The sequence below is a fragment of the Phenylobacterium sp. genome (assembly GCF_030654915.1).
Taxonomy (GTDB): domain Bacteria; phylum Pseudomonadota; class Alphaproteobacteria; order Caulobacterales; family Caulobacteraceae; genus Phenylobacterium.
Genome location: NZ_JAURWM010000185.1, coordinates 1 through 7,509, shown reverse-complemented (window position 1 = coordinate 7,509; position 7,509 = coordinate 1). Strand labels below are relative to the sequence as shown.

Annotated in this window: 8 protein-coding genes; 3 read left to right on the top strand and 5 right to left on the bottom strand. The window is 65.4% G+C overall.

Annotation, left to right across the window (positions count from 1 at the left end; all coding sequences use genetic code 11):
- Nucleotides 1–76 precede the first annotated feature (76 nt).
- A complete protein-coding gene (locus Q7T84_RS09585) occupies nucleotides 77–286 on the bottom strand; it encodes a hypothetical protein (RefSeq protein WP_304808169.1) in 210 nt (69 codons plus the stop codon).
- A 158-nt stretch (nucleotides 287–444) separates the two neighbouring features.
- Here Q7T84_RS09585 and Q7T84_RS09580 point away from each other — a divergent pair, with 158 nt between their 5' ends.
- Both Q7T84_RS09580 and Q7T84_RS09575 read left to right on the top strand, forming a co-directional pair.
- On the top strand, nucleotides 445–1,440 hold the full coding sequence (locus Q7T84_RS09580; RefSeq protein ID WP_304808167.1) for an alpha/beta fold hydrolase: 996 nt from the start codon (nucleotides 445–447) through the stop codon (nucleotides 1,438–1,440).
- 411 nt (nucleotides 1,441–1,851) lie between these two features.
- Nucleotides 1,852–3,192, top strand: coding sequence for an exopolysaccharide biosynthesis polyprenyl glycosylphosphotransferase (locus Q7T84_RS09575; RefSeq protein ID WP_304808164.1), 1,341 nt, complete (start codon nucleotides 1,852–1,854; stop codon nucleotides 3,190–3,192).
- Between the two features lie 3 nt (nucleotides 3,193–3,195).
- Here Q7T84_RS09575 and Q7T84_RS09570 read toward each other — a convergent pair whose 3' ends face one another.
- The 3 genes from Q7T84_RS09570 to Q7T84_RS09560 all read right to left on the bottom strand — a co-directional run bounded on the left by Q7T84_RS09570 (nucleotide 3,196) and on the right by Q7T84_RS09560 (nucleotide 5,450).
- Nucleotides 3,196–3,882 (bottom strand): sugar kinase, encoded by a 687-nt coding sequence (locus tag Q7T84_RS09570; protein ID WP_304808161.1) that lies wholly within the window; start codon nucleotides 3,880–3,882, stop codon nucleotides 3,196–3,198.
- A gap of 54 nt (nucleotides 3,883–3,936) precedes the next feature.
- The gene (locus Q7T84_RS09565) at nucleotides 3,937–5,010 is read right to left on the bottom strand and encodes a hypothetical protein (RefSeq protein WP_304808159.1); all 1,074 of its coding nucleotides are present in this window, start codon (nucleotides 5,008–5,010) and stop codon (nucleotides 3,937–3,939) included.
- Nucleotides 5,011–5,174: 164 nt separating this feature from the next.
- On the bottom strand, nucleotides 5,175–5,450 hold the full coding sequence (locus tag Q7T84_RS09560) for a sel1 repeat family protein (protein WP_304808157.1): 276 nt from the start codon (nucleotides 5,448–5,450) through the stop codon (nucleotides 5,175–5,177).
- Between the two features lie 444 nt (nucleotides 5,451–5,894).
- Between Q7T84_RS09560 and Q7T84_RS09555 the strand changes: the two genes are divergently transcribed.
- The gene (locus Q7T84_RS09555; RefSeq protein WP_304808155.1) at nucleotides 5,895–6,443 is read left to right on the top strand and encodes an RcnB family protein; all 549 of its coding nucleotides are present in this window, start codon (nucleotides 5,895–5,897) and stop codon (nucleotides 6,441–6,443) included.
- Between the two features lie 50 nt (nucleotides 6,444–6,493).
- On the opposite strand, the gene gatB is transcribed toward Q7T84_RS09555, so the two are convergent.
- Nucleotides 6,494–7,509: Asp-tRNA(Asn)/Glu-tRNA(Gln) amidotransferase subunit GatB (gene gatB, locus Q7T84_RS09550; RefSeq protein WP_304808153.1), on the bottom strand; the 1,016-nt coding region annotated here is incomplete at its 5' end.

The following is a 7,509-nucleotide window of genomic DNA, read 5'->3' as shown; positions in this document are numbered from 1 at the left end:
GTGCGCGCGGCCGGCCCTGGCAGGCCGGCGAGATGCGGGTAAGCCCACAGCGGGCGCGACCCCGCTGACTCTCAGACTAGGCCTGGGCCTTATTGTACCGCCTATTGGCTCTTACCGCGTCCAGGCTTTCAGCATAGACGTCAAGTATCCACTTCCGCGTGGCCAGTTTCTCCTTGCCGGTCTTTGAGAGCGAAATACCTTCTACATCGGCGATGCATACCATGAGGCGGTATGCGACATGCTCGGGCGAGTTCTCGCCAAACTGCAAATCAGAACGATCGGCCACAGCACCCTCGACTTGCTCGATACCTAAATTCGGACGCCCATGGACACCCGCTCGCCAAAGCTAGCGCCCAATAGGCGCCGTATTGAGGCAGGTATATTTGCGGGCCTTCATGCAAGTGCCTAGAGGCGCTGCTTCGTTCGCTCGAGGTTCGATAACAAGTGAGTAATCCTCTAGCCGCCCCGCTCGCGTTCGCCCTCGCCCTGCTGAGCCCCGGCAGCGGCCAGACCGCGCCGTCGCCTGCCAATGAAGCTTCCGCTCATCCCGGCCAACTGGCCCGTCTTCCCGATGGCCGCCGTCTGAATTTTCGTTGCTCGGGCCATGGCTCCCCGACCGTGATCCTCGAGGGCGGCTATGCGGCGACATCGCTGGCCTGGACGCGGGTCCGCGCCCAGGTCGAAAAGACCAACCGGGTCTGCACCTATGACCGCGCCGGCTTTGGCTTCAGTGATCCTGGGCCCCTGCCCCGCGACGGCGCGGCGATCGCGCGCGACCTTGATCGCGGCCTGCGCGCCGCCAAGATCGGAGGGCCGTTCATCCTGGTCGGTCACTCTGCGGGCGCGCTCTATGTCCGGCTGTTCTCCAACCGCCGCCCGCTCGAGGTCGTCGGCTTGGTGCTGGTCGACCCCTCCGTCGAGCACCAGGACACACGCTTCGCCGAAGCTTTTGGCCCTGGGGCCGGCGGCGTAGGCTCGATCAGACTTAAGGCCGCGATGTGCCTGGAAGCCGCGGAGCTCAAACTGCGCGCGCCGACAGAGCCGGAGCTCAAACGCTGCGCCGCTACCCCCCGGCCCGATCAGCCGGCCAAGGTGAACGCCGCGCGGCTGGCCGAAAGTCTGCGCCCGTCGACCTGGCGCGCACAAATTTCTGAACTCGACAACCTTTGGCCCACGACCTCCAATCAGATCGACGCCGGCCGCCAATCCTATGGCGATCTGCCGATCATCGTGCTGAGCGCCGACGGAACCTATGCCAGCGCCCCACCGGCCCAGGAGCTCTGGCTGCGGCTCCATGACGAACTGGCGGCCAAGTCCAGCCGCGGCGTCCATCGTGTCGTCGCCAATAGCTCACACATGTTGATGAACGAGCACCCGGAGGCGGTCACCGATGCCATCGCCGAAGTCGCGGCGGTTGGAAATGCGCGTCCATCACGGTGACTTATTCCGCGGCAGGAGCCTTTCCCGGCAAGCATCGCAGGGTGGCCGACAGTTGTTTGTATACAATCAGCTCATCACGACTGTGCAATCAGCCGCGTTTTGACAAATCGCCAGACGAAATTTCAGCCAATGTGAACCAGCGTACATGTCGCCCGCCGTCCGTGTTAACTGCTCGCACAGAGCCCTTGTGGCAGTGTCGCCCGGCATAGTCGCCTCTACCGGTCATCAATGTCCTCACTCGCCGACCTCAAGCCGAACTCTCCACCCGACCGACGTGCCCGCCGGCAGGGCGACGCGTCGGCCGCCACGTGGTCGGAGCCTGGACGTGATCGGCGTGGGCCGCTGCGCCCCCAACGGCTGACGCCGACCCGGTTGCGACTCTCGGGCCGGGTGCTGACGAGGTTCTTCCAAGTGGGCGACGCCATCGCCCTGGCGGGCGGCGGCTTCATGGCCGCGGCCCTGACCCATGGCGCCAACGTCTTTCTGATCTACGGCAGCGCGGCGGTGGCGACGTTCGCCAGCCTGCGGCTGTTTGATTGCTACAAGTTTGGCCGCCGCGAAGACCTCGCCACGCACCTGATGCGGGTCACCGTCTGCTTTGCGGTGGCCGTCGCCATGTGCTTTGCGATCCTGACTCATTTCGTCGGGGTGGTGATGCTGGCCGCGGCGCTCGGTGTCTGGACGCCGATGGCCTTCCTCACGGTGGCCGCCGCGCACGGCATCTGGTGGCTGAACGTCAAGCGCTGGCGAGCGAACGGCCGACTGACCCCAAACCTCGTCATCGTGGGCGCCACCGGCGCCGCCGAGCGCTTGATCGCGGCCATCCTCGAAACGCGAGAGGCCAACATCCTTGGCGTTTTCGATGATCGCATCGCCGAAAGCCCGCCCCAACTTCATGGGGTGCCGTTGCTCGGCGGCACCGACGAATTGCTGGCCCACCGGATCATGCCGTTCGTGGACCGCATCGTAATGACCGTCCCGTCGGGGGCGCGCGATCGGGTCCACAACCTGCTCGAGCGCCTCGTCGTCCTTCCCAACGAGATCACGCTACTGCTCGACCAGGATGGCGAGGGCGACGAAGCCCAGGCTATCGACCGGATCGCCAATATCCCGCTGACCCGGATTTCCGGAGATCCGATCGATCACGGCAAGGCCGTCGCCAAGCGCCTGCAGGACCTGGTCATCGGCTCGGTCGCACTGTTCATCGCAGCGCCCATCATGCTGATGGTCGCCATCGCGGTGAAGCTCGACAGTCCCGGCCCGATCTTCTTCCGGCAGCGCCGCCATGGCTTCAACAACGAAGAGATCGTGGTCTGGAAGTTCCGCTCGATGCGGTTCGAGGCGGCCGACGCCAAGGCCGCGCGTCAGATCAGCGCCGACGACGACCGAGTCACCCGGGTCGGCCGTTTCATCCGCAAGACCAGCTTGGACGAGCTGCCGCAGCTCCTGAACGTCCTGGCTGGGGAAATGTCGCTGGTCGGCCCTCGCCCCCACGCCATCGGCATGAAGACAGGCGCTGTGGAAAGCTCGCGTTTGGTCAGTGAATACGCCCACCGCCACCGCATGAAGCCTGGCATGACCGGCTGGGCGGCGATCAATGGGTCGCGTGGCGCGGTGGATACGCCTGAGCTGGTTCGCAACCGGGTGGCGCTGGACGTGGAGTACATCGAACGCCAGTCGTTCTGGCTCGACCTCTACATCATGTTTATGACCGTGCCCTGCCTGCTGGGCGACTCCGACACCGTCCGTTAGAGGCTAGGCTCGAACAGCCTTTAGAAGCGGCCCGCGATTGAAGAACAGGCCAGCGACATCGCCGCCAGCGTCGGCGATCTCGTCCCTGAGCCGCGCCGGGGCGCTAACGTCCGGCTGGTCGGCCGCGACCACCAGCACGGTCTGATCCATGAACGGCGCGACGGTCAGGGCCGCGCGTGAACGTTCCGGCGACGGTCCATCGACAATGACCAGATCGACGACGCTCCGCAGGCTGTCCCAGTAGCGGCTGGTCGGCAGGACATGAACGCCCTGCCCCGGCGCGAGCCGCTCGCGCTGGAACCGCGTAACCCACCACCGGGCCGACCCGATACGATGGGCCGCCAGATATCGAGCATCAGGCCACACCTCGCCAGCGGCGGTCTGCGCTTCGGGCTGGACAGTGAAGAACATGGAGCCGTCAGGACTGGCCTGGACCGGATCGGAGAGCGTGCCATAGCGTGCGCCGGCCTCAGTGAGGGCGGCGTGCTGGGGCGCGGCCATCAGGTCCAGGTCCACCAGCCAGACCGAGCGTCCCGCCCGCCGGGCGACGTACAAGGCTAGTTCCCGAGCGACGGTCGAGGCGCCCTCGCCGCGCCGGGCGGCGGTGATCTGGACAACGCGCCCACGACCAGCGGCCGGCGCGCCCAGCGACGTCCACAGTTCGGCCATCTCGGAGCTTAGATCGACCATGTCCCCGAATCGTCGTGCCTGCACTTGGGCGAGGCTATCGCAAAGCGGGGGGCTCTAGCGCGGCTTCATCGCCGCGGCGCCGAGGATCGGTAGGTCCAGCGTGCGCGACGCCACCTCGGCGGTCGGCAGCCCCGGCCGCAGCAGCATTCGGACCAGCCCGGCTCCCAGACCGGCTAGGCTCGCCAGCAGCAGGGACAGGGCCAGCAGGGGCATGCGCCGGCTGACGCCGCGCGCCGGCGGCGCTGCGCGCTGGACGATGCGGATGTCGTCATTGGCCAGCAGAGCGAGTTCCTGCCCGGCGTGGTCCTGCTCTTCGCTCACCGTCAGAGCGCGGACGTTGCGGTCGAGACCGGCGAGACGCTGGCGGCGAACAACCACTTCCACGACTTGACTGGCGAGGGCGGCTTCGGCCTTTTCGAGGGCTGCAATTTCGCTTGTGAGTTGAATTTTTTCGGTCTGCAATACCTGATGGATTGGATTGAGGCCGGTCCGGGTGCGGGTGGGGCCGCCGGGGGTGACGTCGCGATGCAGGCGGACTTCGCGCGGGACCTGGCAGAGTTGGGCGTTCAGCGCCGCCAGTCTAGCGGTCCGCGCCTGGAGTTCGACCTCAGTCTCGTATCGCTGCTGTTCGATCTGGGCCTGGAGTTCCGACAACGTCCGCTGCTGATCCAAGGTAGGCGCCGGCAGCACCGCGCGGCGGTAGATGAGATACTCTTCAAGAAGGGTGTTTAGGATCAAGGCCGCGGCCTGCGGGTCCTGGTGGTGGAAACCCAGTCGCACGACCGGCGTCCCGGGCGCGTTCTCGATCTTCAGGCTCTGCTCAATCGACTGGGCGGCCAGGCCCAGGATGCGCCGCTGCTCGGCCGGCGAGGCCTTGGCGGCCTTCGCGGCGAGCTGCGGATAGGTGCGCGGCAAGCCGAGCTTTTCGATCACCCGCAGCGGAAGTTGGCCCGCCCCCAGGATTTCGATCTCCGAACCGGCCGACGCCCTGCCCACCAGCAGGCTGGCCTGGGCGTGGTAGGTGGTTTTCAGAGCAAAGGCGGCGAGCACGCCAAGACCAAGCACGACCAGGAAGACCGCCAGGATCAGCTGACGCTCACGCCAAAGCAGGGTCGGCAGATCGGACAAGGCGAAACGCCGACGAACCGTCCGGTTCGAGGACGCCCTCGCCTTTTGCATTCCTGCCCAAGCGCCTTGCGCGGCCATCGAATCCCAATCAGGACCAGCCCTGGTCCAGACCCTGCGAGTAACATCACACTACCGCTTCCGCCGAGCGCTTTTCGCGAGCGCCGTCAGCCGGTGGCGAGCCACTCGCGGGCTTGACGCTGAGCCTCGGCGACCTCGTTGGAGGCCATCTCCTGGCTCAGTTCCTTGCGATAGACCTTAGCTTCCAACGACCCGCGCATGGCGGCGAGGTTGAACAGCATATGGGCCGAGACGTAGTCGAGCGGCGCGCCGCCCTGTCCGGTCGAGTAGAGCAGGCCCATCTTGAACAGATCGTCCCCCGTAGCGTCCGGGGTCGGTAGCGGCAGTCCTGTCGCACCGTCGATTTCCACGCTCGTAAGCATGACTTCGTTTCCCTAGCCCCGCCGGCTCGCCCCCGTTCTGGGTTCCGCTCCCGGCGCTTTACCGTCCTAGAAAAGTCGATATCGACTCAAGATAAGGTTAACCCCCAAAACTCATTGCTGAGGACAGGCGAAATTTCACTATTCGCCCCGTTTACTGAACGGAAACTTTCGCGGCATTTGACGACGGCGACCTCTAGGGTCCGTACTCAGTACCGCTGGCCGAGCCCAGATCTCGTAGGCTGGCGCCGGCCCGGATCAGTTCTGAGCCTGTGAGCCCACGCCATCGGGATCCCGGCCTTCGCCGGGAAGAGCGGGGTTGGCGACAAAGGCGGTGCGAGCCCCAAGCCTGGCGTTCAAGCTGACAGTTCCGTTCAGGTCGAGTTCAGGCGGCGGCTGGCAGTTTCCATATCAACGGACAGACTGCAGAACTTGGAGGCCTAGCCCATGAAACGCCTGATCCTGAGCATAGCCGCGATCGCCGCCGTCGCCGGCCCGATGGCGTTCAGCGCGACCTCGGCCTTCGCTGATGACGACCGTGGTCGCGGGCGCGGCAATCATGAACAACGCGGAGACCGCGGCGACCACCGTGGCGACCGTGATCGTGGTGATCGCCGAGACTATCGGAGCGATCGCGGCGACCGCTATGATCGTCGGGACGACCACCGCGGGCGCTATAATCCGCGCGATCACCGCCCCAGCTACAGCAACTGGGATCGCGGCCGCCACAACGGCTACTACTATAACAACCGCTGGTTCTACGGCCCGCCGCCCCAGGCCTATTACGGCAATCCGTACTATCGCCCCGGCTACGCCTCATGGCGCCGCGGCTCGTCGCTGCCGCCCTACTATCGGAGCTACGTGGTGAACGACTACCACCGCTATCACCTGCGCCAGCCGCCGCGTGGTTACGCTTGGTACCGGGTGGGGAACGACTATCTGCTGGCCGCCATCGCCAGCGGCATCGTCTTCGACATCATCGCCAACGGCTCTTAACCGCCTGGAACGAAAAACGCCCCGGAGGTCTCCTCCGGGGCGTTTGACTATCAGATACCCAGCTTGGACTTCAGCAGCTGGTTGACCGTTCCGGGGTTGGCCTTGCCCCCGGTGGCCTTCATCACCTGGCCGACGAACCAGCCGATAGCTTGAGGCTTTTCCTTCACCGAGTCGGCCTGACCCGGATTGGCGGCGATGAGATCCTCGATGATCTTCTCCAGCGCCCCGGTGTCGGAGACCTGTTGCAGACCCTGCTTCTCGACGATCTCACGCGGACGGCCCTCGCCGGCCCACATACGCTCGAAGACGTCCTTGGCGATCTTGGAAGAGATGACCTCCTCCTCGATCAGGGCGACCAGTTCGGCGATCACGTCGGGCTTCAGCGGGCTGTCGGTGATGTCCAGACCGCCGGCCGTCAGCTTGGCGGCCAGTTCGTTGGTCACCCAGTTCGAGACCAGCTTGGCGTCACGGCCCTTGGCGGCTTCCTCGAAGAAGTCGGCCCGGGCCTGCTCGATGATCAGCACGCCGGCGTCGTAGGCCGTCAGGCCGTACTGCGATTGCAGCCGCGCCTTCTTGGCGTCCGGCAGTTCGGGCAATGAGTCCTGGATCGCCTTCACCCACGCCGGATCAAGCTCCAGCGGCAGCAGGTCGGGGTCGGGGAAGTAGCGATAGTCGTGCGCCTCTTCCTTCGAACGCATCGACCGGGTTTCCATCTTGTTCGGATCGAACAGCCGGGTTTCCTGATCGATCTTGCCACCGTCCTCGATGATCTCGATCTGGCGGCGGGCCTCGTACTCGATGGCCTGCTGGATATAGCGGTAGGAGTTGACGTTCTTGATCTCGCAGCGCGTGCCCAGGTGGCTGAAGTCGCCGGTCTCGCGGAACTTCTCGTAGGCGCCAGGGCGGCAGACCGAGACGTTGACGTCGGCGCGCAGGTTGCCCTTCTCCATGTCGCCGTCGCAGGTGCCGAGATAGCGCAGGATCGTGCGCAGCTTGGTCACATACGCCTGCGCCTCACGCGCCGAGCGCATGTCGGGTCGCGACACGATCTCCATCAGGGCCACGC

What these genes read in the sequence shown, in the direction of transcription:
- Q7T84_RS09570 (WP_304808161.1), bottom strand. Translation starts at nt 3,882, where the DNA reads ATGGTCGATCTAAGCTCCGAGATGGCCGAACTGTGGACGTCGCTGGGC.
- Q7T84_RS09560 (WP_304808157.1), bottom strand. Translation starts at nt 5,450, where the DNA reads ATGCTTACGAGCGTGGAAATCGACGGTGCGACAGGACTGCCGCTACCG.
- Q7T84_RS09555 (WP_304808155.1), top strand. Translation starts at nt 5,895, where the DNA reads ATGAAACGCCTGATCCTGAGCATAGCCGCGATCGCCGCCGTCGCCGGC.